Consider the following 26,355-nt stretch of genomic DNA (forward strand, 5'->3'; position numbering starts at 1 on the left):
TTAATCGTTTATGCCTTTGCCGCTAAGAATTTGCGGAATATACTTCTCAACTCTGGCGCTTCGTGTTTTAGATTGTTTTGCTTCCGAAAAATGGAACAAATAAGCCCTTTGTCTACCTGGGGTTAATGCTTCAAATGCAATTCGCAAAGCAGGAAGAGCCTTTAGCTTTTGTTGAAATTCTTCTGCAACTTCAAAGTCTGAGGTTTTTTTCATCTCTACTTTTAAGCCTGCCTTCTCTACTTCAATAGCTTCGAAGATGTAATTTTTGATTTCCTGTTTTACCGTCCAAATTTCTTTAGCGTCGGTAAATCGTATTTGACGTGCTGATTGTACATGACCTGTTTGTTGAATCAGCAAACCATCAGCATTGCTTAATAAAGCTCCTTTGAAAAACAATAAGGCACAGTATTCTTTAAAGCCCTGTATGATAGCGATATTGCTTTTGTTAAAGCTGTAGCAAGGTTGACCCCATTTTAGTTCTTCAGTTAATCCGCATTCTAGCACAATGGTTCTTAATGCTTCAAATTCTTCCCGCCATTTGTCTGACTTGCTTAAAAATATATCGACTTTGGGGTTCATCTTCAATTATTTGGTTTTTGAAGACTAAAGTTAGGGAATTTTTGAAGGCAAATGAATTATCAATTATAGAGACAGTTCAAAAACCTTTTGCTCTTTGCTGCTAGAGAAACCCAAAGCTTTATAGAACTTATGGCTTTCGGTGCGTAACACATTACAACGAATGCGCATAATTGAAATATCTCGGTCTTGGCTCCAAGATTTACTGGCTTCAATCAGTTTTTTGCCAATTTGCTTGCCTCTTACATTTTCATCTACCACCAATCCTGTTACTTCAACAAATAACGGACTTTCTACACGCATGCAAACTAAACAATGAAGCCAGCCAACAATTTTATCATCAGCTTTGGCTACAAAAATTGTATGGTCTTTTAGTGTGATGATTTCCTTTAACCTGCCTAATAATGAATCAAAATCATTTGCATAACCCAATTGATTGGATAAAGAATGAATTTCTAGGGCTTCAGTTTCTGTAATACTTTTGAGCTGGATAATCTCCATTAAGAAATCAATTTTAGCATACTTTGTATAAAGTTAGCTAAAGGTTTTCTTTCTTTTAACCAGTTGAATGAAAATATTCCGATGATTGCTGTAGTGATACCTGCCAATACATCGGCCAAATAATGGTGGCTCGTGTAAACTGCAGCAAACCAAATTCCAACCATTACAGTAATGAAAAAGATATTCGCTTTACGGAATTTACCTTTTGCTCCGTAATACACCACAATTAGGGGATAGGCAGAGTGTAAAGAAGGCATTGCAGCAAATACATTTGAACCTTTGCTGTAAATAGATTTAAAAAGTTCGATACCAAAGAAATTGTCGAAACGCACTAAACCAGCGGTATTTCCAGGCGTACCTGCAATAAATTCAAAGCCGTGCTGTTGTACATACCAAGGCGGTGCGGCAGGGTAGAGGTAATAAACCACGAAGCCTAATAGGTTTACCCAAACAAAAGTAAGCAGGAAGTTTAAGAAGTTTCTTCTTTCGTTATTAAAGAAAAGGAAAGCTGCAAATGCCAGTGGCACTGGTACCCACATTAAATAAAAGAAGCCCGTAAGTACATCTAAAAAAGAGTTGGTATGTAGTAACCAGTATTCGTTTGGTGTAAGTAATTTACCTGCTTGTTCTATCCCGAAAACGCTCTTTTCGAAGTTGTAAAGGTCTTCGATATGTACAATGTTGTAATTGTAATTCGGAAAAGCCTTCATGTAATCATAGATAATCCAGTATACGATGAAGATGGAAAAGCCTATGATGAACTTTCTGGTAATGGCAGATACATAATAAAGCAGGTTAAATATGCTTATTAGTACCAGTTGGTCTGTTTTATAGCCTACCAAAAAATAAGAAAGAACTAAGTAGCATGCGGAGATACCAAGCGTTAATGGTAAATCTTTTTTAAGGTTTCTTTTTCTATCCTCAGCGGGGATTTCTGATGTCATTTATTTTTATTTGTTGGGACGAAAAATAATTCGCCCGTACGAGTAATTTTATTTACCCTCTCTGGCTACGCCATCTCTCCCAGAGGGAGAGAAATACAAGGTTTTATAAGCATAATGCTACTCTCTCCCTCTGGGAGAGATGCCCAACGGGCAGAGAGGGTTTTATTTATTTTTATCAAATCCTGACCTAAATATCCCATCCCAAAACATCCAGCTTACGCCGAAACCTTTAGATGCATCTTGGTAATGGTGTAACATGTGATGATGTTTCAACCTTTTCCATAATCCACTTTTAAAATTGGCATGATGAAGTGCATAGTGCACCATGTCGTAAAATAAATATCCGCCAATAAAGCCTATAAAAAACGAATAGATTTTCGTCTCTGGTAAAAGCCAATCGAATAGAAACCAAAAAGCTAAAGCCAAGGGAATACTGGCCGATGGTGGCATTACCAAACGATTTGCATCATTAGGATAATCGTGGTGTACGCCATGAAAAATAAAATGAATACGTTTTGCCCAGCCAGCTGTAGGGTAAAAATGGAAAACCCAACGATGCATAATGTACTCTGTGATCGTCCAGATAAAAAGACCAAAAGCTAACCATCCAAAAAACTCTAAAATTGGAGTTTGTATATCAAAAATGGCTTTCCACACTAAGAAAGCTATAAGTGGAAGGAATATAATTAGGGGTACGTAATATTTTACTTTAGAAAGTGGTTCTAGCAAGTCGCTTTTGAACATCCTTGTAGACTCGCTAGAATTTGAGATAAAATTCTTTGCCATGATATTATACTTTTATTCTTTCGGTTATTGCTTTTGTTGGATTGCCAGCCTCGTAACCTTTTATTTCTACATATTTAACATTGGGCACCCAAAATGTACCACCTTCTATTCTCAAGAAAATCCTGTCCAACAATATCTTTTTGTTGTTTGCAGTTGCATAAACATGATATTTTTTATCTGTTGTAGATTTGGTTAATAATAGAGGGAATTTTTTGTACGAAACGAAACGCAGTTCGTAGTTGCCGTTTCCAATATCCTTGGTTTGAATTCCGTAAGCAAACTTACGTTGGATATAGTTCAAATCTTTTTTGCCTTCTTTATCAGCATAACGCATCCAAAATACATTCACCGGATGTTCCTTTATCAAATTACCATCTTCATCAACATTTAATTGGCAAATAATGGTATTGATATTAGGGTCCCGCTGCACGTAAAATAACTGATTACTGATGTTTTTAGGCGTAGGGAAAGTCAAAGGAGATGGGTCATCGCCTGTTTGAGCTTTTAAAGTTGTCGAATTTGAAAACCCTAAGCCAGCAAATAGCACTAAGCCAACAATTACAGCTGCTTTGTTGCTCGTTTTAGGAAACTCCTTAGCGTCTAAAGCTTTTTTCGCTTCTCTCAATCTGTTTACTGCCGTGATATTGGTCATAATTGCCATTAAAGTAATTGGCAAAGTGAAAATGCTCATGGTTTCGAAAACATGAAACTTAATTCCTGGTATGAAGATCTTGTAATCGGCACCTAAGAAATTATAAGCCACACCGCAAGCAATGGCAAAAACACCAATAGTTACAACTCGCTCTGGACGTTGCATTAAACCACCTTTACATTCTACGCCTAAACCTTCGGCACGAGCACGAGTATAGCTTACCATCATTGAGCCGATTAGCGCAATAAACGCAAATAACGAACTTAAGAAATAATGGTGCGCTACCAAATAATAGCAGATACCTAAAAACATTACCATTTCGCTGTAACGGTCTAGTACAGAATCGTACATGGCGCCAAACTTAGAGCTCATATTTCCCAATCGTGCTACCTGACCATCGAGCATGTCGAAAAGTCCGGCAAATAATACCAGTGCACCAGCCCAACCTACGTATTCTAATTCGCCACGGTTAGATTTTTCTGCACCAATAACAAAAATTACAGCTACACCAATGTTCAATAGTAAACCAATAGTGGTTACCATGTTTGGGGTCAGCCCAATTTTAATCAATCCCTTAACAAAAGGGTTAATTACTTTATAAATACCTTGTTGAAGGTTATCTCTTAACTTCATCTGTTTTGTTTATTCTTTTTATTTGTCAGATGGAAACTTTGACGAGTTATTTTTAAAAATCTAGTTTAACCCTAGCTCTAATGCCCCATTCACTAACTTCTGGGTTATCGAGATAGTTAAATCTCTTTACCAAATCTACTCTCAAAACTTTGAAAATATTTCCCAAACCAACACTACCTTCCATGTAAGGCTCTTTGCTTAACGAGTAAGTTCTTTGCAAGCCATTTTCGTAGGTCGGCATCTTGTAAACACCATCGTTTGTTTTCTCTGGGTTATTCTCGTCTCTCAATCCACCATAAATTGCTTTGAAAGAAACAATTTCTCTTAATTTCAATTTATTTAACAAAGGTATCTTATTTAAAAAGAATCCGTTAAAATTATGGTCGATATTTATTGCGGCATATCTATCGCTGACAAACTCTAAGAAGTTCATCAAGTTGTATGAATTGAGCTGATAAGCATAAGTTTGGTTGGCACGATGTACCGCCAATAAAGGGAAAGGCAGTTTTCCTATGATATATCCACCTTCTACTCTTACGTCACTAAAGCCTAACTGCGATAAATAAAAGCGTTTATCTACACTTGCCATGATATTGTGGTAATTGTATTCGCCACCAAAGAAACCTTTAATACCAGCCGTATACCTTAAGTTATAGATAGGGTATCTATCGATGATAGGTGTGCGGTAAATCTTACCTTGGTAGAATTTTTCATTCTTTGCATACCTTAAACCGACACTAAGCTCTGTTGTATTAAGACGTGTGATGTCGGTATTTGTAGCTGCATTGGTATATATCAATCCACCAGCTGGAGTTTGAGCCCATTTTTTAAAGCCTACGGTGTAAGAAAAACGATTTTCGAACTCTTTTACGTAATCTAAGCGATAAAAATCATTGTACAACAACATGTCGTTTACACCACGTTTAAATGACAGCAAGAAGTTGTCTTCCTGTACAAACTGTAGTTCTTGTCCTGGTATTTTGGTATCTCTTTGGAAACTAGCTCTAATATAATTTTGCGGGAATTTATAGATCGATTTATTATTCAAAGAATAAGTTCCCGATAAAAAGAACTTCCATTTCTCATCTTTAAATCCATAGGCAGCATAATTCTCGAAATAAAAGCGTTTGCTTAGCGCTGGCGTTGTTCTACCGCCTATACGTAAACGGAAACCTTCTACATTATTAAAACTATAGAATGTATTGGTAGGTCCAACCTCATAAGGCCCGAAATCCCAATAACCAGCTAATGCAAAAGTTACCAATTTTACCGTTCTTCTGAAAGATGGTAGTTTCTGCAATGTATCAATGTTGCTGTAGATTTTCAGTTGTTGTGCAGGGATAGAATCCAAGCGGTTTTGAGACCAAAAAGTATCTGATCTTTTGGTCGCTCCAGCTAGTACTTCTAATTTTTTACCAGAAAATACAGTGTCAGGAATTTCTACGTTTGTCTTATACTGATCGTAGCTTACGCTACGCTCACCCGTAAAACCTATTCCTTTGTTTTTGCTAATTCCGAAATCGGCAATTAAATTACTTTTACTTAGATAATACCTGCTGTCAGTATTTTTCTCGAAATCCAATGCAATTTCCATTCCCCTAACGAAGTTGAGGTTAATGTGTTTGTTTACTCCAAAATTTGCCTTTTGTACAGCATAATTGCCATCCATGGTGATGTAAATCTTTCCTTCGAACAACATATCACCTTTGGTACGTGGCGTAAATGAAAGCTCAATGATATTGCCAGCTTCACTTTTAACAGTATCGGTAATAAAAAACTTGTAAAAAGTAGGGGCAGAGTTTGCTATCGGACTTAAAAAGTCGTTGCTCATTACAGAGATATTATTATCGTAGATGTTGATGTTTTGGTACATCCTATCGAAATAAGCTTTCATCCCTTGGTTATCGATGAATCTATTATCAAATTCTACTTGCTTTTCTGCTAAAACAACCGTCTTGCTTTTATCAGGTGAGAAACTTAAGTACTGGTCGGCAAGTTTTTCTTGGATGTAAATTGGCAATAAGTTTTTTCCACCTATTTTAGTCGAATCCTGTTCTTGAAATAAGAATTGATAGTTTCTGAAAATACGCTTGCTTTTGAATTTTTCGGAAACGTTGCTCATAGAGAACAACATTTTTTCGTATTCTTTATATTGTACCGTTTCGTAAGCTTTAGGCTGATTTTTATCCTTGTTCTCGATGACCTGTCTAATCAGTTCTACTGCTGGATTGTTCTTGTTAGAATACCTAACTTTTTTGCCTGCTATAATAGTAACCTCGTTTAAAGATTGTGCATTTGATTTCAGCAAGACATCTAATTTTTGGGTTTGCCCAACCATTATTGTCTTGTATAAAACATCGTAGCCAACGTAATTAAACTTCAGTTTGTTGTAATCTTCATTAGTGCTGATTTTGAAATTTCCGTCTAAATCTGATTGAGTTCCCAAGCGGGTATCATTAAAGAAAATAGATACATAAGGGAGTGTTTCTTTAGTTACAGCGTCTCTAACTGTTCCTGTAATAACGGTTTTTTGGGCAAATGCCGATGATATACCTATTACAGTGGCACTAAAAAATGTTAGTGCATATATTATTGTTTTATATGTATGTTTCATTTTTACTGTGTGAAAATGAATTGCTTCTGCATGAAGTAATTATAAATAGTTCCAATCAATCCAGAAACTAGAATTTTCGAAAGCAAATAGTTAATGCCGAAAAAATGAGTGAGTATGTAAACTCCAGTAGTTACAATCAAAAGATTGCCGCACCAGACCAAAATGTACTTTAAAATTTGAAGCTTAATGTCTTTTTCTCTTGAATTGAAGACCCAATTACGCCCCATATAAAAGTTTACACAGCCACCAACAACTGTTCCTGTTACACTTCCTGCAACATACCAGATACCCAAAAAGCTCACACAAAACCATGTGACTAAGTAATCGACCAACGTTGCCGTTAGTGACGAAGCTTGTGCTTTTATAAAGGTTAACATCTTCTTAAAATATGTTGAAGAAAATTATTATTTGCAAAACGATATTGGCATAAATCCCTGCCAAAACATCATCTGCCATTACGCCCCATCCGCCGGGCCACTTTTCCAATCTGCGTATGCCTAGTGGTTTCAATATGTCAAAAAATCTAAACAACACTAACCCTGCTATTACATATTTTGGCTCTACTGGCACAAAAAGTAAGGTAATGCACATCCCTGCAACTTCATCTATTACAACTCGCTGGTGGTCTTTGCCCCAAAGTACTTCTACTTCGTTTGCACTTCGCACGCCCTGCAGGGTAATTAGCAAGGTTATTAGTATTGGCGCAAGTTTTGGCTCATAACCGTTGGGCTGTAAATAATACCATAACACACAAGTGAAGATAGAAGCATAAGTGCCAGCTCCTTTACCTATGTAGCCTATGCCTAATGTAGTTGATATGATTTTGTGAAATATCACTGTTTCAATTTCTTTTACAAAGCAATTTATTTCTATTTTTTAATGGCTCAAAACTATGGAAACTTTTTTTAATTCTAAAGTTTCCAGTGGTTTGTTTTCCTACTTTTGGGCGCAAATTACATTCGCAAGACAAATGACTGGAAACGTTTTGGGGTGACTTAAAATAGGTGAGAAAGCTTTGACTTTCTTTATGGTATAATGCTAGTAACTATTCAAAAGGCAGTGTTTGAAACGGTGTCCAAACACTGCCGATTGAGTTTTGTATTCTAATCAGATTTATAAATTCTGATTAGTTTTCATCGTAATAATCAAGCCCTAAGTGAGTGATCAATTCTTCACCCATGAAATAGCGCAAGGTATTATGTAATTTCTCCAATTGCTTGAAGATATCGTTCTCTGGACGTAATCCTTCTTTAGTTTGAGGAGATTTCAAGTAGAACGATAACCACTCTTGAATACCGCTCATTCCAGCACGTTTAGCTAAGTCCGAGAATAAAGCTAAGTCTAAAACAATAGGAGCAGCTAAGATTGAGTCACGGCACAAGAAGTTAATCTTGATTTGCATTTTGTAGCCCATCCATCCGAAGATATCGATGTTATCCCAGCTCTCTTTGTTATCACCGTGAGGAGGATAGTAGTTGATGCGGATTTTGTGGTACATATCACCATACAAATCAGGGTTTTGCTCCGGTTTGAAGATATCTTCCAATACACCTAGCTTAGAAACTTCTTTAGTTTTGAAGTTATCAGGGTCATCCAATACTAAACCATCGCGGTTACCTAAAATGTTGTCAGAGAACCAACCACGTACACCTAATGAACGAGCCATTAAGCCTGGTGCCAATACAGTTTTCATCAAAGTTTGACCAGTTTTGAAATCTTTACCAGCAACTGGAGTTTGAGTTTCTTTTGCCAACTCTAACATTGCAGGGATATCTACCGTTAAGTTTGGAGCTCCGTTTGCATAAGCATAGCCTAATTTCAACGCTGCATAAGCATAAATCATACTTGGTGCAATTAAAGCGTCATTATCTTTTAAGCCTTGCTCAAATGCAGCTAAAGTTTGGTGAACAGCACTTGGCTCTAAGTAGATCTCAGTAGAACCACACCATACCAATACGATACGCTCACAGTTGTTTTTAGCTTTAAAGTCTTTGATGTCTTCAATTACTTGTTGTGCCAATTCCCATTTTGTAGCAGCCTCTTTAACGTAAGTTCCGTCTAAGTTTTTAACGTAGTTCTTGTCGAATGCAGCTTTATAAGGTTTAATTGCTTCTAATTCGTCTTTGATGTCATATAAAAGATGACCATCAATTACCTTAGCTTTCATTGCAGCATCGTACACATTATCTTCATACACATCCCAACCACCAAATGCTAAGTCTTCTAATTTTGCTAATGGAACGAAATCCTTAATTAAAGGCTCGTTGTTGTCTGTTCTTTTACCTACACGAATGGTGCCCATTTGTGTTAAAGAACCAATAGGTTTAGATAGACCTCTTCTAGCGGCAACTACACCAGCAATCATGGTGGTAGCTACAGCACCTAGGCCAGGCATCATGATACCTAATTTTCCATTGGCTCCTTCTACTTGCTTTTTCATCTGTTAATTATTGTTTATTATTATTATGTGTTTATCCTATTAATATTTGTTTTAAGTTGTACGTTATAAGTTTTAAGTACTGGTTAAGCGTTTTAGTAACTTAAAACGTATTACTTACAACCTATTTCAGCCAGTTATTCACTTTATACCATTTTACGGTTTCTTCTAAGCCGCGTTCTAAATTGTATTGAGGTTCAAACTGTAAATCTTTCTTTAAATTCTCTATGTTACAGGCCCAATTTGGTGCCGTTAACTCTTTTATTTTTTCTTTGTTTAGCGTTGGTGTTTTGGTGCTTTTCGCATAAATCGTATCCATTAAACCTGCTAAACCTTTTATAATTCCCAAAGGGATGTGCATTTTCAGTGTTTTCTTCTGCAATGCTTTTTTCAAACCATCTGCTAAAGCATATCTATCGTAAGTTAGTCCGTCAGAAATGTTGTAGGTCCTGTGTTCAATTTCCGATGTTAAAAAGCGGATAATAATTGCTGCCAAATCCTTCACATAAATGAAGCTCAACTGTTGGTTAAACCTCCCAATGTAAGGCTCTAAACCTTGGTTGATGGTCTTAAAGAGGATGAAAATATCTTTCTCTCTTGGTCCATAAACTGCGGTTGGTCTAACCGTAACCAACGGAAGATTTTCGATTTTATTCAAATACTCTTCTGCCAATTTTTTGCTCAATCCGTAAAAAGTTATGGGCTGTGCAATTGCATTATCGTTAATAGCGGCAGTAAAATCTGCGATAGGTCCAATAGCCGCTAAACTACTTACGAATACAAATTTTTCTAACTTATAGCTAACCAGCGATGCAGCCAGTGCTAAATTTCTGCTGAACTCTGCATTTACCTTGTTGTATTCTTGCAAGGTTTTTGCTTTGGTTGTGCCAGCAGCATGTATAATATAAGCATACTGTTTTTCTTCCAGTTCCGCTTTTAGTTCATCAACAGCGCTAAAATTTAAATTAACATAGTTGATGTTTAAGTCTTTCAAATGTGAGATATCGCTATTGGGACGAACCGCTGCGTAAACTTCTAAGCCATTTTCAATTGCAGTTACAATTAAATGATAACCTACAAATCCACTAGCGCCCGTAATTAGTACCTTTTTGCTCACAATTTTCTATATCGATTTTTCCAGTATTCGATATTCTCTATATAACTTTCCTCCAATATTTTCAATTGGACGATTAACCATGTCGTTGTCTTCTAGCGTCCAGCTTGCTTCGGCATATTGAAAATTCCTAGCTTTAAAAGCTTTGATAATTCTACCGTACAAACAAGCTTCGATACCCATTTTTCTATATCCATCAATTACACCTAACAGCATAATGCGGATACCATTTATTTTCTTTTTGCCTAGTAATAATTTGATTAAACCAGTAGGGAAAAGCCTTCCTCGCTTAATTTTAATTAGTATTTGGTTAATATCTGGAATAGCTAAGGCAAAGGCTACAATTTTACCTTCCTGTTCTGCGATGTAGCAAAAATCAGTATCTAAAACTAATTTTAAATCGTTGGCAGTGTAGTCAAATTCTCTATCGGTCATAGGTACAAACCCTAGGTTTTGATCCCAAGCTTTATTGTAAACCTCTCTCAACGCAGCAGCTTCTTCCTTAAACTTTTTCAAGTTTATTTTTCTGATGATGATGTTGCTTCTTTTCAGTCTATTTTCTAGGCCGTCTATCAAACCAACCGACCTATCATCGTAATTGCCTGTAGTGTATCTGTAAGCTCTTAAATCTACTTTTTTGGTAAAACCGAAATCCTCCAATAAGTCTAAGTAATATGGTGCATTATAAGGCATCATTGCCACTGGCGGCCCATCAAAACCTTTGACTAGCAAGCCACAAATATCATTAGTAGAGAAATTCACTGGCCCCATTACTGAAGTCTGTCCGTTTTCCTTTAACCAATTTTGAGCTGCGTTTAGCAACAAGCTGCTCACTGCTTTGTCATTGATGGTATCGAAGAAGCCGAAGAAACCTTCTGTTACACCTTTGGTAGCGTTATGATTGCCATTAATAATCGCAGCAATTCTGCCAACTATTTGCTCGCCCTCAACAGCTAAAAACAATTGTAACTTAGCATGGTCGTGAAAAGGATGTTTGCCTGGAGTTAACATATCGCGTTGTGCAATATGTAATTCGGGTACGTAAAATGGGTCGTTCTTATAAAGCTCGTGAGGAAAATCAACGAACTTTGCTAATAACTTCTTGCCAGTTACGGCTACAATTTGTGCCATTTTATAATGAGGCCTTAACTAAGTCTACACTTGCTTCCTTAAATGCTTGCTTCAATTTGTCGATAGCTCTTTCTATCTGCTCAAATGTATGTGTGGCCATTAACGAGAACCTAATTAACGATGCATCTGAAGGAACTGCTGGAGAAACCACAGGATTTACAAAAATTCCATTTTTCTGTAAGATATTAGTAATGATGAACGTTTTTGCATTATCTCTAATGTAAATCGGCAAAATTGGACTTTCTGGGTGTCCGATTTCAAAACCAGCTTCTAATAATAATTTCTTCGCATAATTAGTGTTTGCCCACAATTTGTCGATACGTTCTGGCTCAGCCTCGATGATGTCTAAAGCAGCAAGAACGCTGGCGACAGAAGCAGGCGTCATACTTGCACTAAACATTAATGAGCGTGCTCTGTGCTTAATAAATTCGATGGTATCTTCATCTGCAGCAATAAATCCGCCTAAAGAAGCTAATGATTTACTGAAAGTACTCATAATCAAATCAACCTCTTTAGTTAGGTTAAAGTGAGAAGCGGTACCCGCACCGTTAAAGCCAATAACGCCTAAACTGTGTGCATCATCCATCATGATATTTGCGCCAAACTCATCGGCAATTTTTACCATTTCTGGTAAGTTTACCATATCGCCTTCCATACTGAAAATGCCATCCGAAACGATAAGTTTCGCAGCATCTTCTGGTAAGCGACTTAATTTAGCACGTAAATCATTCATGTCATTGTGTGCGTACTTAATAGAACGAGAGAACGATAACCTACTGCCGTCAATAATTGAAGCATGATCATATTCGTCTAAAATCAAATAATCGTTTCTGTCTAATAAGCAAGAAATTACGCCCAAATTTACTTGAAAACCTGTACTGAATAATACCGCTGCAGGCTTATCTACATAAGCAGCTAATCTTTGTTCCAATTCAAGGTGGATATCAAGTGTGCCGTTCAAAAATCTAGAGCCTGCACAGCCAGTTCCATATTTTTCAATCGCTTTTTGAGCAGCTTCTTTAATTTTTGGATGGTTGGTTAAGCCTAAGTATGAGTTCGAACCAAACATCAAAACTTCTTTGCCATCAATGATAACTTCTGTATCTTGCGCAGAAGATATAGAGCGGAAATAAGGATAAAGCCCTTGCTCTTTAATTCTTTTGGCATCTTGAAATGAAGCTACCCTATCTTGTAATTTTTTACGCATATAGTCCCTGTGTGTATTAGATATTAATCCCTCTGGTGGTCAAAAGAATAACTTCGATACGAAGTTAGACTATGGTCATGTTAAACTTGTTACTCTTTTGATAACATAAATTTAACGATTTAATAAATGGGAATTAATAAATTCTGGCAAATTTAACAAAAGTTTACTTCTGGTGCGGTGGTTTAAAAGTACGGCTTATTGGTCAAAAAGTATTATTTTGGTAAATCTGACATTTTGCAAACAAATTTAAAGGCTAGTTGTTTAACAATGTTAATTGTTTCTTTTCTGCATTTAACAGCTTATTCACGGTAAAAAACGTTAAATTTTAATCATTTGATTAATTGGTAGTTTTGTAATTCTAGTGCAGGCTTAAAACTATTGAAAAAATTTATCAACGTATCCATTAATGATTGCCGATAAAAGAGCAATTGCCTAAGTTTTTGTGAAAGTAGAGAGTTTTAAAACTTTTATTTTTGGATTAGCTTGTTAAAGTGATGTCATTAAACGGGATAAAATCATATTTTATTATTTTTTTCGATTTGGTTAACGACCTTTGCTGATAATAATTTACTCTTTTAGCAGTTAACTTCTTCATATGAATAGCATAGTAGAACAAAGATGCATGGAAAAGGATTTGGTAAATGGTGGCAAGATGAACGTGCTCACTAGTGCCGAGATTAAACCTTTGATGATATTCAATGAACCTTTTCGATCAAATTCGTTTGCTGTAATTGTGGTTCAAAAAGGCTCTTTTGTATTCCAGAACAATTTCGTGAAGAACACGATGAATGCCAAAGATGTGTATTTGGTTACACCTGGAAGTTTATGTGAGCTGCATGAAATGTCTGATGATCTGGAATTCATTAGTATGGGCTTCAAAAAAGAGTATCTTAAAGAACAAGGTGTTTTTTTAAATGGAGCGGAAATAGTTCATCTTTTTTCTTCTGATTTAGTACACAAATTTTCGCTAAATGACGAAGAGTTTGAGGAAATGGTTTTTTCGCTTCGCTCATTAAAAAGAAAAATTAATCTTCCAGCCAGTACACCGCATTTCAGAGATGTAATTCGCCACAGTTTTATTTCTGTGCTTTATGAGGTATTAATTGTATACAGTAAGTATCGTGTCTTTATTCCCGTAAAATTAAATAGACAAGAAGAATTAACTACTCATTTTTTGAATTTATTAAGCGATAACTTTAAGGAAGAAAAACGTGTGCAGCATTATGCGAAAGAGCTTTTTGTAACCTCTAGGCATTTATCTCAAGTGGTAAAACAGGTGACTGGGAAAACGGCTGGAGAAATTATCGATGAGATGGTGATTAATGAAGCAAAGGTGTTGCTTTCTTCTCATGTAATGAATGTATCGCAAGTTGCGGATGAGTTGAGGTTTAGCGACCAATCATTTTTTGGTAAGTTTTTCAAAAAGTACACTGGTATTTCTCCATCCATTTATAGGTCTAATAGTACTATTGCGATTAACCCTCCTTTTTAGATGAAATAAAGTTTTAAGGAGCTGTGTTTTTGCAAAATAATGGGGTAAAAGAGAAGATAAAAACTGTGAAATTTGGTTGTGTTATAAAATGATTGTAAAATCGTTAATAAAACTTCAATATTATTACATAATAATTTGATTTTAAGCGCTAAATTTGTGAAAATTCTAGACTATGGCAACATCGAAAATAATCTATAACGGAGATTTAAGAACAACATCTGTACATCTTAAATCTGGTAAGGAGATTATTACAGATGCCCCAACGGATAATCAAGGTAAGGGAGAGGCATTTTCGCCAACAGATTTATTGGCAACATCTCTAGGCAATTGTATGTTAACTATTATTGGTATTGCTGCCAAAAGCCATGGTTTTAATATAGATGGAACTACAGCTGAAATTACGAAGGTAATGGCCGAAAATCCGCGTAGGGTAGGAGAGATTCATGTTGGTCTGCAATTTCCAGCAAACAACTACACTGATAAGGAAAAAGCGATTATTGAAAAATCTGCCAAAACTTGCCCCGTAGCGTATAGTTTGCATCCCGATATTAAGCAAGAAGTAACTTTTAGTTATTGAATTTTATAGCCCTCGATTTTAATTGAGGGATTTTATATTTGGTTTAAAATGAGTAGAAAAAAAAAGACGGTTGTTGAAACCGACGCAGATGTTATTTTAATAGGAGCTGGCATCATGAGTGCAACGCTTGGCGTACTGCTCAAAGAGCTTAACCCTGATTTAAGTATAGAAATTTACGAACGTTTAGATGTAGCAGCCGCAGAAAGCTCTGATGCTTGGAACAATGCAGGAACTGGGCATTCGGCATTTTGTGAATTGAACTATACACCTCAAAAAGCTAATGGTACTGTAGATGTAAAGAAGGCAATTTCTATTGCCGAATCTTTCGAGGTTTCCAAGCAATTTTGGACTTACTTACTAGATAAGGGAATTTTAAACGACCCTTGTTCATTTATCAGAAATATTCCTCACTTAAGCTTTGTGTGGGGTGAGAAAAATGTAGATTATCTAAAAACTCGATATACTAACCTTAAAGCTTGCAACTTGTTTAACGAGATGCAATACAGTGAAAATCCAGCAGAGATTAATGAATGGATTCCATTGGTTATGGAAGGTAGAGACGAAACCGAGCCTATCGCCGCTACCAAAGTGGATTTAGGTACGGATGTGAACTTTGGTGCTTTAACTAGAGAAATGTTTAATTACTTAGCCAAGCAAGAAAAAGTAGCACTTCATTTTCATCATGAAATCCGTGATTTAAACAAACAAGATGATGGAAGCTGGGAAATAAAGGTTAAAAATTTAGACAGTGGAAAGAAAAAGAAGCGCTTAGCTAAATTTGTGTTTATTGGTGCAGGCGGCGGTTCTTTATTGTTGTTAGAAAAAGCAAATATCAAAGAAGGTAAAGGTTTTGGCGGTTTTCCTGTAAGCGGGCAATGGTTAAAATGCACTAATGAAGAAGTTATTGCTCGTCACCATGCTAAAGTTTATGGAAAAGCTGCCGTAGGAGCACCCCCAATGTCTGTCCCGCACTTAGACACAAGAATTATTAATGGTAAACAAGCTTTATTGTTTGGTCCTTATGCAGGTTTTTCTACTAAGTTTTTAAAGAATGGCTCGTATTTCGATTTGGCAGCTTCTTTAAGATTCAGCAATATCCGTCCTATGATTTCAGCAGGATTGAAGAGCATAGATTTAACGAAATATCTGATTGAACAAGTTCGTCAATCGCCAGAGGATAGATTTAAAGCTTTACAAGAATACATGCCGAACGCTGATATCAAAGATTGGGAATTGGAAGTTGCTGGTCAGCGTGTGCAGGTAATTAAAAAGAAGCCGAGTGGTGGTGGCATTTTGGAATTTGGTACCGAAGTAGTAAGTGCTGGCGATGGCTCTATTGCAGCTTTGTTAGGCGCTTCTCCAGGGGCGTCAACAGCGGTTTCGATTATGATTGAGCTAATGAACAAATGCTTCAAAAAAGAGATGCAGACTGCAGATTGGCAAAGTAAAATTAGAGAGATGATTCCTAGCTTTGGACAGAAATTAGCTGAAGATGATGAGCTTTGTCAAGAAACTCGTCAACGTACATCAGCTGCGCTAAAGTTAAGTGAAACAGTGGTGGCTTAATTAGAAAGCTGCCTTATATAGAAAAGCTCTGAAATTAATTTCGGAGCTTTTTTTATTTTTTGATGCCATCTTGAGCTTATTAAAGCATATTAGTCAAATTGTCTTCAAGGTTAGACTGAAAAGTTAAAATTATTTGCTCATTACTTCGGCCACTTCATCTGCAGAAATATCACTGTGTGAAGCATCTAAAATACAATCGCCATTTTTAATTAATAAAAGTTGTGGAGATTCGTGGTGTACTTGAAAAGTTTCGGCAATATGGGCAGAAATATCACGATGATTGATCAAATCAAGGAAATAAAAACTAACGTTAGTAGGTATGGCATCCCAATCTCTTTCGAAAGTTCTTTTAGCCATTAAACTGATAGAGCAGCGTGTGCTGTGCTTGAAGATTACGGTGTAACCCTCCGCCGCTTTAATTTCTTCTATTTGCTGAATTTGATTTAAATCAATCCAATTATTCATTTTTACCTTCTTCTTTTTGAGTCCGGATAAGTGCTATATGCGGGACAAAGTTTATTAGAGCATGATTCTAAAACTGCGATAGCGCAGAATACAAATAACAATAGTATAGCTACTTTCTTCATTTTATTGAATTTTGAGCTACTAAGTTAAATAATAGAAATGTACTTTACAACCTACAGGAGTAATCGGCCATTTTTAATGCGGTTATTGCTGCTTCATCTCCCTTGTTTCCGTGTTTGCCTCCTGCTCTATCAATAGCTTGCTGCTCATCATTGGTAGTTAATACCCCAAAAATTACTGGCTTACTGTATTTGATGCCAACATTGGTAATACCTTGAGCAGCTGCATCGCAGATAAAATCAAAATGTTTTGTGTCACCTTGAATTACGCAGCCAATACAGATTACTGCATCAATATCACTCATTTTATTTAGTAGTATATCTGCTGCGCCTGCAAGTTCAAAAGTGCCAGGTACGGTTAAAGAAAGAATATTTTCTTCACTTACTTCGTGTTTTATTAATGTATCAAATGCACCTTGGTAAAGTGCACCGGTTATTTTTGCATTCCACTCGGCTACAACAATTGCAATTTTAAAGTCTTTACCCGAAGGAATAGTAGTATGTGAAAAATCTGATAGATTTTTAAGATGTGTTGCCATATTTTTAAATGTTGGGGCGAAAAATCTTCGCCCGTAAGAGAAATATTTATTTTGCGAAAATCCTTTCGACCTTATCTGTTATATAAGAAAGCCCCGGAATTTTCCGAGGCTTCTTTATCCATTTTATAGAAAAATTATTTTACCTGAGCTGCAACTCTAGCGATATAAGAATCAATCATTTGAGCTTCTTGGCTTTCAGGGAACTGGGTTTTTATTTTAGTATAAGCTTCTTCAGCACCTTTTAAGTCTTTCAAAGTCTCGTTTACCAAACCTAATTTCTTAAGGAACATAGGAGAAGTAAATTTGTTGGTAGACTTATCAATTGCTTTTTTGTAATAAGTAGCAGCTTGTTTGTAGTCTTTTAACTCGCTATAAGCATCACCCAATAAACCTAAAGCTAAAGGATCTGCTACTGGGCTACCTGTTGCACTGTATTTACTCAAAGCATCAACTGCTTTTTTGTATTCGCCTTTACGTAAGTAAATACCACCTAAGTATAAGTTAGCTAAGTTAGCTGATTTAGTATTTTCGTATTCTGCTGCAATTTTCTCCAAACCTGGGTAACCACCTTCGCCGTTAATTGCTTTGTTAGCTAAAGAGTCAACGCCTACAAATTGTTCAGCTTTGAACATTTGATTAGCTGCATCTTCGGATCTGTTTTTTAAATAAACACCTTGATACCAGATAAAAATTCCAACTAAAACGATGATAGCTACAGCTATAAAAGCTAAGCTCTTCGTGTTTTCTTGTATAAATGAACCTTTTTTAACTGGTTGTTCTGTTTGTTGCTCTGTTGAAGACATTTGTAGTTTAAAATTATAGGATTGCAAAAATACATTTTTCATTCAAAGTATCAACTCTTTTTAAATCATTTAATTAAGGGAAGTTAAAAAAGGTAATCAGATGGAAACATAGGTTTTCTTTTCAAACTGTTTGCTTTGCCTTTCTATTTGTATTAAAATATCTCGTTATGATAGGGAATTAGCAGTTCTATATTTCTATGTGGTTAATAAATCTATGAGATGTGTAGGTGATGCTATAAAAATGGGTAACTTTGAAAGTCTGATATGTGGTTAAAAAATCTTACCCTTTTAAATTTTAAAAATTACAACGCTGCCGATTTGAGCTTCTCGAAAACGGTAAATGCTTTCGTAGGTAATAATGGCGCAGGAAAAACCAATCTCCTCGATGCGATACATTACCTGTGTTTGTGCAAAAGTTATTTCAATCCGATAGATAGTCAGCAGATAAAAACGGGCGAAGAATTATTTTTGGTGCAGGGTGATTTCGATAGAGATGATAAGAAAGAAAAAATCTCCTGTGGGTTGAAACGCAATCAGAAGAAATCTTTCAAACGAAATAAGAAGGAATATGATAAACTGGCAGACCACATTGGTTTGTTTCCAGTGGTGATGATTTCGCCTTACGATATCAACCTAATTATGGATGGAAGCGAAGAACGTCGTAAGTTTATTGATAATGTAATTTCGCAGACCGATAGTAGGTATCTTGATGAATTGATTGTTTACAACAGACATCTCCTCAATAGAAATGCCCTATTGAAGCAAGTTGCTGCTACTAGGAAGCTGGATGTGGCTTTGCTTCAAATACTAGATGAGCAGTTAATTCACTCGGGAAATGTGATTTTTGAAAAACGGAAACAGTTCTTGTTAGATTTTATTCCGTTATTTGATAAGCATTATCGTTTTTTAACAAATGAGGCTGAACAGGTTTCGCTAACTTATCATTCGCAACTAAATGAGCAAAGTTTTGAGAATCTACTCAGTCAATCTATAGAAAAAGACAGATTGTTAGAGCGTACCACAACGGGTATCCATAAGGATGAGTTACAATTTGAAATTGCGGGAATGCCCATGAAAAAATTCGGTTCGCAAGGACAGCAAAAATCTTTCTTAATTGCGTTGAAATTAGCTCAATACAGCTATCTGCAGAAGTTCAAGAGTTTTAAACCCTTGTTATTGCTCGACGATATATTTGATAAGTTAGATAATCATCGTGTTCATAAACTAATGGAAATGGTTTCGCATCAAGATTTTGGGCAGATTTTTATAACAGATGCAAATAAGAGTAGAGTAGAGGCAGTTTTCAATGAAATTGCGGTAGAAATAAATTTGTTTGAAGTTAATGATGGAGGAGTAAGCAATGCGTAAGCCAAATGATATCACACTAAAACAGGCGATAGATAAACTCCTGAATCATTACAAACTTCGTGGTAAATTTGACGAAACTGGTATTGTTGCTATGTGGCCAGAGATTATGGGTAGTGCGGTAGCTAATAGAACCAAGCAGATTTATATCCACCAAAAGAAACTATTTGTTAGAATAGAATCTTCGGTGGTTAAAAATGAATTGCTTATCGTAAAAAGCGCTATCGTTGATAAATTAAACGAGAGATCTGGCTCTAAGGTAATTACCGATATTGTTTTTTTGTAGTTAATCCTTTCTGCCGCCAAATAATTTCGCAAACAGCCAAATTACAATGGCAATAACGACTACCACAAGGATAACTCCAGTCCACATACCGGCTTTAAAAATTCCTTCGACTAATTCGCAGCTACTAAGTGTAGTTACCAATAATGCGACAAGCGCTAGGGGCATCAATTTTTTCATCTGTTCAGAATTTGTTTTTAAAGGTGATGAAGCTACCAAGGTTTTGTAATGTATAATTAGTTACCCGTGGCGGTTTCCTATCTGTAAATTTTGATAACCTAACAGCAAAATAAGGAAAAAGGTTTGCGGAAATATATTTTGATGCTCATAAAAAAGGCTTACGAAGTTCTGAAACCTCGTAAGCCTAATCATTATCTGCAATTGCTATGAGCTGCTATTGCGCTTTATCCTTCTCGCCAACCTTAATTAGTTCAACTTCAAAAATTAAAGTGCTATAAGGAGGAATATCCTGTCCTGCACCCCTTGAGCCATAGGCTAATTTGTAGGGGATAAAAAATCTATATTTTCCACCTTCTTTCATCAACGCTACTCCTTCAGTCCAGCCTGGGATAACCTGATTTAAACCAAAAGAAGTAGGTTCGTTTCTTTTGTAAGAACTATCGAACTCTTTCCCATTTAATAGCATGCCTTTATAATGTACGGTAACTTGATCTGTAGCTTTTGGCTGTACACCAGTTCCTTCGGTAATTACTTCGTATTGCAAACCACTAGCGGTTGTTTTAATGCCAGCTTTAGTTTTGTTTTGAGCTAGAAAAGCTTCACCTTCTTTAATTGTAGGCTCAAATTTCGACTTGTCTTTCTCTTCGCGAACCTTGCTTAAGCTTTCGAACAAACTGTTGATGGCACTTTGCGAAACCTGCTCGGTCATTAGTGGTTTAGCATCTTTGTTAAAGGCATCCTTTAAGCCTTTGGTTAATAGGTCGTAATTTAAACTTTCTAATCCGCCAGCTTTTAAATTACTAGCCATAGCTAAGCCAAAAGCATAACTGGCAGAGTCTAATTTAGTTTTGAAAACAACTGGTTTCGCAACAGGTTTAGCTGCTGTTTTTTTTGTTGGAACCGCTTTTTTAGTGATGGTAGTTTTAGGTTTGGTTTGTGCTGTAGCGTTAAAAATAGCTGCAGAAGCTAATGCTATAAAAAATATTTTCTTCATTATTTATGTTAAAAGGCGAAATATACAACAAAAAAATAAGCACCCGAAAGAGTGCTTATCTATACTTTAATCGTTTTTAGAATATATTTTTCTAGAAACGTTCTCTAAAAATGTTTTCTAGAAACGCTCGTCTGCCGAGAAGAAGAAATCACCTTCAATTTGAGCATTCTCATCAGAATCAGATCCGTGAACAGCATTAGCATCAATTGACTTAGCATATTTCTGGCGGATAGTTCCTTCAGCAGCTTCAGCTGGGTTAGTAGCACCAATTAAGTTTCTGAATTCTTCAATTGCGTTATCTTTTTCTAAGATTGCAGCAACGATAGGACCAGAAGACATAAAGCTTACCAAGTCGTTATAGAAAGGGCGCTCTTTGTGCACAGCGTAAAATTCGCCAGCTTTTTCAGCAGAAAGTTTAGTGTATTTTAAAGCGATGATTTTGAAACCAGCTTTAGTGATATCATTTACGATTGAACCGATGTGGCCATTAGCAACAGCATCAGGCTTAATCATGGTGAAAGTTCTATTTGTGCTCATTTTTTATAAATTTTTTGCAAAAGTACGATTATCGACTTAAATAATTGAGTGTGAAGTAAGAAAACTTCTAAACGTGGTTAGAATAACAATGCTCGATGAACTTTTGTTCCGATAGGCCTGCTTTCCGCTACAATCAGGTTTGATTTACAACGGATGGCATGGTTTGCAAAAACCTTTCAACATTCCAATCCCGAACAGTTGGGATTTAGCTAAGCTCAGCAACAAATCAATCCATCAACTAAACAATTAACCAAATCAAACAGTTAACCAATAAATCACTAACTTCGCCACTTATATAATTATGATATCAGTTCCCGAACTTAAGAAACTACTTTCTACGCCTCAGCAAATTGTAATTACCACGCACCATAAGCCCGACGGCGATGCGATGGGTTCTTCGCTAGGTTTATATGCCTATTTAATCCAAAAAGGACATCACGTTAGTTTAATTACGCCAACAGATTATCCAGAGTTTTTGCACTGGTTGCCCAACAATTCGGATGTAATTATCTATACTGAGCAGGTAGAAAAATCAATCCAATTGGTTAACGAAGCGGCTTTGATTTTCTGCTTAGATTTCAACACCTTGAGTCGTATTAACGAATTGGGCGAGCACATTAGAAATACTACTGCAATAAAATTGATGATCGACCATCACTTAGAGCCAGAAGATTTTGATGATTATCGTCATTGGGATATCAATGCTTGTGCTGCCGCTCAGCTGGTTTATGATTTCATTGTTAATGTGATGGAAGAGCCAGAGAAAGTGAATAAAGATGTGGCTACTTGTTTGTACACAGGTATTATGACAGATTCGGGTTCATTCCGTTTCCCGTCAGCAACATCTACCGTTTATCGTATCGGAGCCGATTTGATTGACTTAGGTGCTGAACATTGGCGTATCCACCAATTGGTGTATGACAATGTTTCTGAGAACAGGTTAAAGTTTTTAGGCTATTGCCTATCAAGTAAATTAGAAATTTTAAGAGAGTATAATACAGCTATTATCAGCGCTACCAAAGAAGAACTGCAAAAATATAACATCGTAACTGGCGATACAGAAGGTATTGTGAATTACGCACTTTCTATCAATGGAATAAAGTTAGCTGCCTTTATCATAGAAAGAACTGATAGAGTTAAATTGTCGTTACGTTCTACGGGAGACTTTCCTGCTAACGAGATCTGTAAGAAATATTTCCAAGGTGGTGGCCATAGAAATGCTGCAGGTGGCGCTTCTGATAAGAATTTGGAAGAAACCATTGCAGATTTTAAAGCTATTTTACCAGAGTATAAAACCCAACTACTACAATAGTTTAGAAATTAAAAATAAAATATTAGAAATAGAATAAAGCTAGTTAACTTAGCGGGCTTTAAAAAAGAAATAAAAAGACAATTAAATAAATAAATGAAAAAAAGTTTAGTAATTCTGTTTGCTGCTACATTAGGTTTAGCTGCTTGTAACACAGAGAAAAAAGGACCAGGTGGTTTATTGTATAAAATCCACAAAGATGGCGGTAGCAAAGATAAAATTAAAGAAGGTGATATCGTAAAATTGAACTTCATCCAAAAAAATGAGAAAGATTCAATCTTAGGTAGTACCTACGATAATGACCAAGCGCAAGTTTTTCCGGTAGGTAAAAAACAATACGCTGGTGATATGCAAGATGTATTAACCCTTTTCGGAGAAGGCGATAGTGCTACTTTCAAAATCAATTTGGATACCATGGCTGCACAAACTAAACAGCCTAAACCAGAGCAGTTCAAAAACGATAAATACATTGTTTTCACTGTAAAAGTTGAGAAAGTATTCAAAAAAGGTCCAAAAGAAGACGATGCTACTTTCCAAAAACGTGCTAGCGATTTCTTCCAAGCAGATTTTAAAGCTGATATGGATAAAAAGAAAACTGCTGAGCCAGCAAAAATCAAAGCTTACGTTGAGGATAATAACTTAAAAGTGCAAACTTCTGCAAGTGGTTTACAGTATGTGATTGAGAAACCAGGAGATGCGGCAAGAGCTGTAGAAGGTGACACAGTAAATGTAAACTACACTGGTAGATTCACTAAAAAAGGTGATGATAAAAAATACAAAGTTTTCGATACTAGCGACGAGAAAATTGCTAAGGAAGCTAAAGTTCACCAACCAGGAAGACCTTATGGTCCAACTAAAATGGTAATCGGTAGCACTGTTCCAGGTTTCACTGAGGCTTTAAAATTAGTAGGAAAAGGTGGTAAAATCACTGCTATTATCCCTTCTAAATTAGGTTACGGTGAGCAAGGTGGTGGTCCAATCGCTCCTTATAGCCCATTGGTATTCGAAATCGAAATTATTGATATCATTAAACCAAAAGCAGGTGCTGCTCCAGCTGCAGCAACTCCAGTAGCTCCGGCTGCAGGTCACTCTGCAAACGATGGTCATAACCACTAATCAAAATACTTAATTTGTAAAAGCCATTCGCCTAGCGGATGGCTTTTTTTATGCCGTTTTCTCCCAATAAACTAAACAACAAACCAACCAAACAACTAACTTTGCATCATGTTATTTACCGATACCCATACCCATCAATACTACGAGAAGGATTTAGAAAAAAGAGCAGAGCAAATGCAACGCTGCTTTGATAATGGTGTAAAACGATTGTTTTTACCTAACGTAGACGTCGCTTCTATCGCCATGATTGATGAAATGGTTAAAAGCTATCCTGACAACTGTTTTGCTATGGCAGGCTTGCATCCTTGCGATGTGAAGGAAGATTACCAATCGGTTTTAGAAGCAATCTATAACAGCATAGCTGATAGAAAAATTTACGCGATAGGCGAAATTGGTATCGATTTGTATTGGGATAAAACCACATTGGCTATTCAACAAGATGCTTTCAAGCAACAAATAGAATGGGCTAAACAACTTGATTTGCCTTTTGTAATCCATTGTCGGGAAGCTTTTGATGAAGTTTTTGAAGTACTAGATGAGATGAAGCACGATAAAATGAGAGGCATCTTTCATTGCTTTACAGGTAACGTTGAACAGGGCAGAAGAGCAATCGATTTGGGTTTTTACTTAGGTATTGGCGGTGTAGTTACCTATAAAAAATCAGGTTTGGATTTGGTGCTGTCTGACATTCCTTTAGAGCATATCGTTTTAGAAACAGATTCTCCTTATTTAGCGCCAGTGCCATTTAGAGGGAAGCCAAATGAGAGCAGTTACTTGTTGCACGTAGCACAGAAAGTGGCAGATATCTATGTAATGGATCTTGAAGAAATAGCTGAAGTTACTACTGAAAATTCAAGAAAGATTTTTGGGGTTTAATCTTTGGCTGAACCACAAAGGTACTAAGGCCACAAAGTTTTTAGTATTAAATTTTTACATCAACAGTAAGGTATAGAGAATACCGCATGTAACAAGCTAATGAATAAATCTAATAAAATAGATTTCTTGTGCCTCGAAATGACAGGCCGTTATAGGATTTAGTGAAATACTAAGCAATTTAAAGAGGGAAATAACGTCCTTTGTGTTCTTCGTGTCTTGGTGGTTACAGATTTTCAGACAAAATGCCATTTTCATTTATATATTTCTTAATCTATTGCCCAAATGGTTAATTATTTGCTAAATCTTTGTGAAATTGTAAAAAGCTGTGGGATTGTTACTTAATTTGTAACCAGAACCCAAAGCTGTACTTTTTTAATGACCAAGATACTTATCATCTACACTGGAGGCACCATAGGCATGGTAAACGATGCCAAGACTGGTGTTCTAATCCCTTTTGATTTCGAGCAGATTAAAGAAAACGTTCCTGAGCTTGCCCGTTTGGATTACGAGATGGTGGTACACTCATTTGTGCCAATTATTGATTCTTCAAATATGCATCCAGACCAATGGAAGATTTTGGCAGAATTAATTAAAAGTAATTATGATGAATTTGATGGGTTTGTAATCCTACATGGTTCAGACACCATGTCTTTCACCGCATCGGCCTTAAGTTTTATGTTAAAGAACCTGGCAAAACCAGTGGTGCTAACAGGTTCTCAATTACCAATCGGCGAAATCCGTACAGATGCCAAAGAAAATTTAATTACAGCGTTGGAAATTGCAGCAACAAAAAGCAAGGGAAAAGCAGTAGTGCCAGAAGTTTGTATCTATTTTGATAACCAGTTATTCAGAGGTAATCGTTCAATAAAATACAATACCGAAAAATTTGAAGCATTCCGTTCGCCAAACTATCCAATTTTGGCAGAAGCTGGTGTGCAGTTATCTTTTTTTCATAATGATATTCTACCAGTTCCAACTGAGCCTTTTTATATCCAAACAAAGTTTGATGCCAATATCGGAGTATTAAAAATCTATCCAGGAATGACTGAAGAAGTGGTTTACGCGGTAACTAGGTCAAAGGTTAAAGCTATTGTGTTAGAAACTTTTGGCTCGGGTAACGCGACTACTGCTAAATGGTTTACTGATGCTTTGGCCGAAGCCATTGAAAATGGAAAGCACATTGTTGATATTTCTCAATGTCAACGTGGTTCGGTGCAATTAGGAATGTACGAAACTAGCAGCGAGTTAAAGAAAATGGGTGTAATTAGTGGTTACGATATGACTTTTGAAACTGCAGTGACCAAATTGATGTATCTTTTAGGCGCAGATTTAACCGCGGAAGAAATTAAAGCACAAATGGAAGCGCCAATTGCAGGCGAGTTGACAAAATAGTTTTTTGGATGTTTTGTTTTTTAGAACGCTAAATCTTTTTTGGACTTTCCGTCTAGTAACTTTCCGACTTCATTAAGTAAAACTTCTGCAATTATGACCATCGTCACTGCTTCAACAAAGCAATAATCTTAACTTTGTAGATGATGC

At 36.3% G+C, this 26,355-nt stretch carries 27 protein-coding genes; 9 read left to right on the forward strand and 18 right to left on the reverse strand.

The annotated features are described in order from the left end of the window. The 12 genes from CRO54_RS13785 to spt all read right to left on the reverse strand — a co-directional run bounded on the left by CRO54_RS13785 (position 1) and on the right by spt (position 12,595). Entirely contained in the window at positions 1-579 is a 579-nt protein-coding gene (locus CRO54_RS13785; protein WP_097132657.1) for a YdeI/OmpD-associated family protein, read from the reverse strand. Between the two features lie 63 nt (positions 580-642). Next, entirely contained in the window at positions 643-1,077 is a 435-nt protein-coding gene (locus CRO54_RS13790) for a GNAT family N-acetyltransferase (RefSeq protein ID WP_097132658.1), read from the reverse strand. Next, a complete protein-coding gene (locus tag CRO54_RS13795; protein WP_097132659.1) occupies positions 1,077-2,021 on the reverse strand; it encodes a phosphatase PAP2 family protein in 945 nt (314 codons plus the stop codon). The genes CRO54_RS13790 and CRO54_RS13795 overlap by 1 nt, the downstream gene beginning before the upstream one ends. A 162-nt stretch (positions 2,022-2,183) precedes the next feature. Next, the gene (locus CRO54_RS13800) at positions 2,184-2,807 is read right to left on the reverse strand and encodes a sterol desaturase family protein (protein ID WP_097132660.1); all 624 of its coding nucleotides are present in this window, start codon (positions 2,805-2,807) and stop codon (positions 2,184-2,186) included. 4 nt (positions 2,808-2,811) lie between these two features. Beyond that, positions 2,812-4,092 carry a DUF4833 domain-containing protein gene (locus CRO54_RS13805; RefSeq protein ID WP_097132661.1) on the reverse strand — a complete coding sequence of 427 codons (1,281 nt, stop codon included), beginning with the start codon at positions 4,090-4,092 and terminating at the stop codon, positions 2,812-2,814. Positions 4,093-4,144: 52 nt separating this feature from the next. Next, a complete protein-coding gene (locus tag CRO54_RS13810; protein WP_097132662.1) occupies positions 4,145-6,706 on the reverse strand; it encodes a DUF5686 and carboxypeptidase-like regulatory domain-containing protein in 2,562 nt (853 codons plus the stop codon). Positions 6,707-6,708: 2 nt separating this feature from the next. Then, entirely contained in the window at positions 6,709-7,083 is a 375-nt protein-coding gene (locus tag CRO54_RS13815; protein WP_097132663.1) for a GtrA family protein, read from the reverse strand. A 4-nt stretch (positions 7,084-7,087) separates the two neighbouring features. Next, complete coding sequence (locus tag CRO54_RS13820) at positions 7,088-7,543, reverse strand: phosphatidylglycerophosphatase A family protein (RefSeq protein ID WP_240775109.1); 456 nt, start codon at positions 7,541-7,543, stop codon at positions 7,088-7,090. Between the two features lie 289 nt (positions 7,544-7,832). Continuing rightward, the gene (locus tag CRO54_RS13825) at positions 7,833-9,146 is read right to left on the reverse strand and encodes an inositol-3-phosphate synthase (RefSeq protein WP_097132665.1); all 1,314 of its coding nucleotides are present in this window, start codon (positions 9,144-9,146) and stop codon (positions 7,833-7,835) included. A 121-nt stretch (positions 9,147-9,267) separates the two neighbouring features. Beyond that, complete coding sequence (locus CRO54_RS13830; RefSeq protein ID WP_097132666.1) at positions 9,268-10,260, reverse strand: NAD-dependent epimerase/dehydratase family protein; 993 nt, start codon at positions 10,258-10,260, stop codon at positions 9,268-9,270. Positions 10,261-10,266: 6 nt separating this feature from the next. Continuing rightward, on the reverse strand, positions 10,267-11,388 hold the full coding sequence (locus CRO54_RS13835) for a hypothetical protein (RefSeq protein ID WP_097132667.1): 1,122 nt from the start codon (positions 11,386-11,388) through the stop codon (positions 10,267-10,269). Position 11,389: 1 nt separating this feature from the next. Continuing rightward, positions 11,390-12,595 (reverse strand): serine palmitoyltransferase, encoded by a 1,206-nt coding sequence (gene spt / locus CRO54_RS13840; protein ID WP_097132668.1) that lies wholly within the window; start codon positions 12,593-12,595, stop codon positions 11,390-11,392. Between the two features lie 595 nt (positions 12,596-13,190). Between spt and CRO54_RS13845 the strand changes: the two genes are divergently transcribed. The 3 genes from CRO54_RS13845 (at position 13,191) to CRO54_RS13855 (ending at position 16,230) form a co-directional block, all read left to right on the forward strand. Further along, complete coding sequence (locus CRO54_RS13845) at positions 13,191-14,087, forward strand: helix-turn-helix domain-containing protein (protein ID WP_097132669.1); 897 nt, start codon at positions 13,191-13,193, stop codon at positions 14,085-14,087. 172 nt (positions 14,088-14,259) lie between these two features. Further along, positions 14,260-14,664: an OsmC family protein gene (locus CRO54_RS13850; RefSeq protein WP_097132670.1), complete on the forward strand. Its 405-nt coding sequence runs from the start codon at positions 14,260-14,262 to the stop codon at positions 14,662-14,664. Positions 14,665-14,712: 48 nt separating this feature from the next. Next, positions 14,713-16,230 (forward strand): malate:quinone oxidoreductase, encoded by a 1,518-nt coding sequence (locus tag CRO54_RS13855; RefSeq protein WP_097132671.1) that lies wholly within the window; start codon positions 14,713-14,715, stop codon positions 16,228-16,230. Positions 16,231-16,359: 129 nt separating this feature from the next. On the opposite strand, the gene ytxJ is transcribed toward CRO54_RS13855, so the two are convergent. The 3 genes from ytxJ to CRO54_RS13870 all read right to left on the reverse strand — a co-directional run bounded on the left by ytxJ (position 16,360) and on the right by CRO54_RS13870 (position 18,156). Further along, on the reverse strand, positions 16,360-16,695 hold the full coding sequence (gene ytxJ / locus CRO54_RS13860; protein ID WP_097132672.1) for a bacillithiol system redox-active protein YtxJ: 336 nt from the start codon (positions 16,693-16,695) through the stop codon (positions 16,360-16,362). Between the two features lie 166 nt (positions 16,696-16,861). Beyond that, positions 16,862-17,353, reverse strand: a complete 492-nt coding sequence (gene ribH, locus CRO54_RS13865) for a 6,7-dimethyl-8-ribityllumazine synthase (protein WP_097132673.1) — start codon at positions 17,351-17,353, stop codon at positions 16,862-16,864. Positions 17,354-17,487: 134 nt separating this feature from the next. After that, the gene (locus CRO54_RS13870) at positions 17,488-18,156 is read right to left on the reverse strand and encodes a tetratricopeptide repeat protein (RefSeq protein ID WP_097132674.1); all 669 of its coding nucleotides are present in this window, start codon (positions 18,154-18,156) and stop codon (positions 17,488-17,490) included. 264 nt (positions 18,157-18,420) lie between these two features. Here CRO54_RS13870 and recF point away from each other — a divergent pair, with 264 nt between their 5' ends. Both recF and CRO54_RS13880 read left to right on the forward strand, forming a co-directional pair. Beyond that, positions 18,421-19,524, forward strand: a complete 1,104-nt coding sequence (recF, locus tag CRO54_RS13875; RefSeq protein WP_097132675.1) for a DNA replication/repair protein RecF — start codon at positions 18,421-18,423, stop codon at positions 19,522-19,524. Next, positions 19,517-19,807, forward strand: coding sequence for a DciA family protein (locus CRO54_RS13880; RefSeq protein ID WP_097132676.1), 291 nt, complete (start codon positions 19,517-19,519; stop codon positions 19,805-19,807). Before recF ends, CRO54_RS13880 begins: the two co-directional genes overlap by 8 nt. On the opposite strand, the gene CRO54_RS21235 is transcribed toward CRO54_RS13880, so the two are convergent. From CRO54_RS21235 to CRO54_RS13890, 3 genes are all read right to left on the reverse strand, one after another. Continuing rightward, on the reverse strand, positions 19,808-19,972 hold the full coding sequence (locus CRO54_RS21235) for a hypothetical protein (protein ID WP_171047894.1): 165 nt from the start codon (positions 19,970-19,972) through the stop codon (positions 19,808-19,810). It lies immediately after the preceding gene. Positions 19,973-20,198: 226 nt separating this feature from the next. Continuing rightward, positions 20,199-20,978, reverse strand: a complete 780-nt coding sequence (locus CRO54_RS13885) for a BamJ family beta-barrel-assembly machinery protein (protein WP_097132677.1) — start codon at positions 20,976-20,978, stop codon at positions 20,199-20,201. A 117-nt stretch (positions 20,979-21,095) separates the two neighbouring features. After that, a complete protein-coding gene (locus CRO54_RS13890; protein WP_097132678.1) occupies positions 21,096-21,515 on the reverse strand; it encodes a nucleoside-diphosphate kinase in 420 nt (139 codons plus the stop codon). Positions 21,516-21,816: 301 nt separating this feature from the next. On the opposite strand from CRO54_RS13890, the gene CRO54_RS13895 reads away from it, so the two are divergent. The 4 genes from CRO54_RS13895 (at position 21,817) to CRO54_RS13910 (ending at position 26,208) form a co-directional block, all read left to right on the forward strand. Beyond that, positions 21,817-22,827 carry a DHH family phosphoesterase gene (locus CRO54_RS13895; protein WP_097132679.1) on the forward strand — a complete coding sequence of 337 codons (1,011 nt, stop codon included), beginning with the start codon at positions 21,817-21,819 and terminating at the stop codon, positions 22,825-22,827. Positions 22,828-22,920: 93 nt separating this feature from the next. Further along, positions 22,921-23,940, forward strand: a complete 1,020-nt coding sequence (locus CRO54_RS13900) for an FKBP-type peptidyl-prolyl cis-trans isomerase (protein WP_097132680.1) — start codon at positions 22,921-22,923, stop codon at positions 23,938-23,940. Positions 23,941-24,048: 108 nt separating this feature from the next. After that, positions 24,049-24,816, forward strand: a complete 768-nt coding sequence (locus tag CRO54_RS13905) for a TatD family hydrolase (protein WP_097132681.1) — start codon at positions 24,049-24,051, stop codon at positions 24,814-24,816. 375 nt (positions 24,817-25,191) lie between these two features. Next, positions 25,192-26,208 (forward strand): asparaginase, encoded by a 1,017-nt coding sequence (locus tag CRO54_RS13910; protein WP_097132682.1) that lies wholly within the window; start codon positions 25,192-25,194, stop codon positions 26,206-26,208. Positions 26,209-26,355 lie beyond the last annotated feature (147 nt).

Source organism: Pedobacter xixiisoli, assembly GCF_900215335.1.
GTDB lineage: Bacteria > Bacteroidota > Bacteroidia > Sphingobacteriales > Sphingobacteriaceae > Pedobacter > Pedobacter xixiisoli.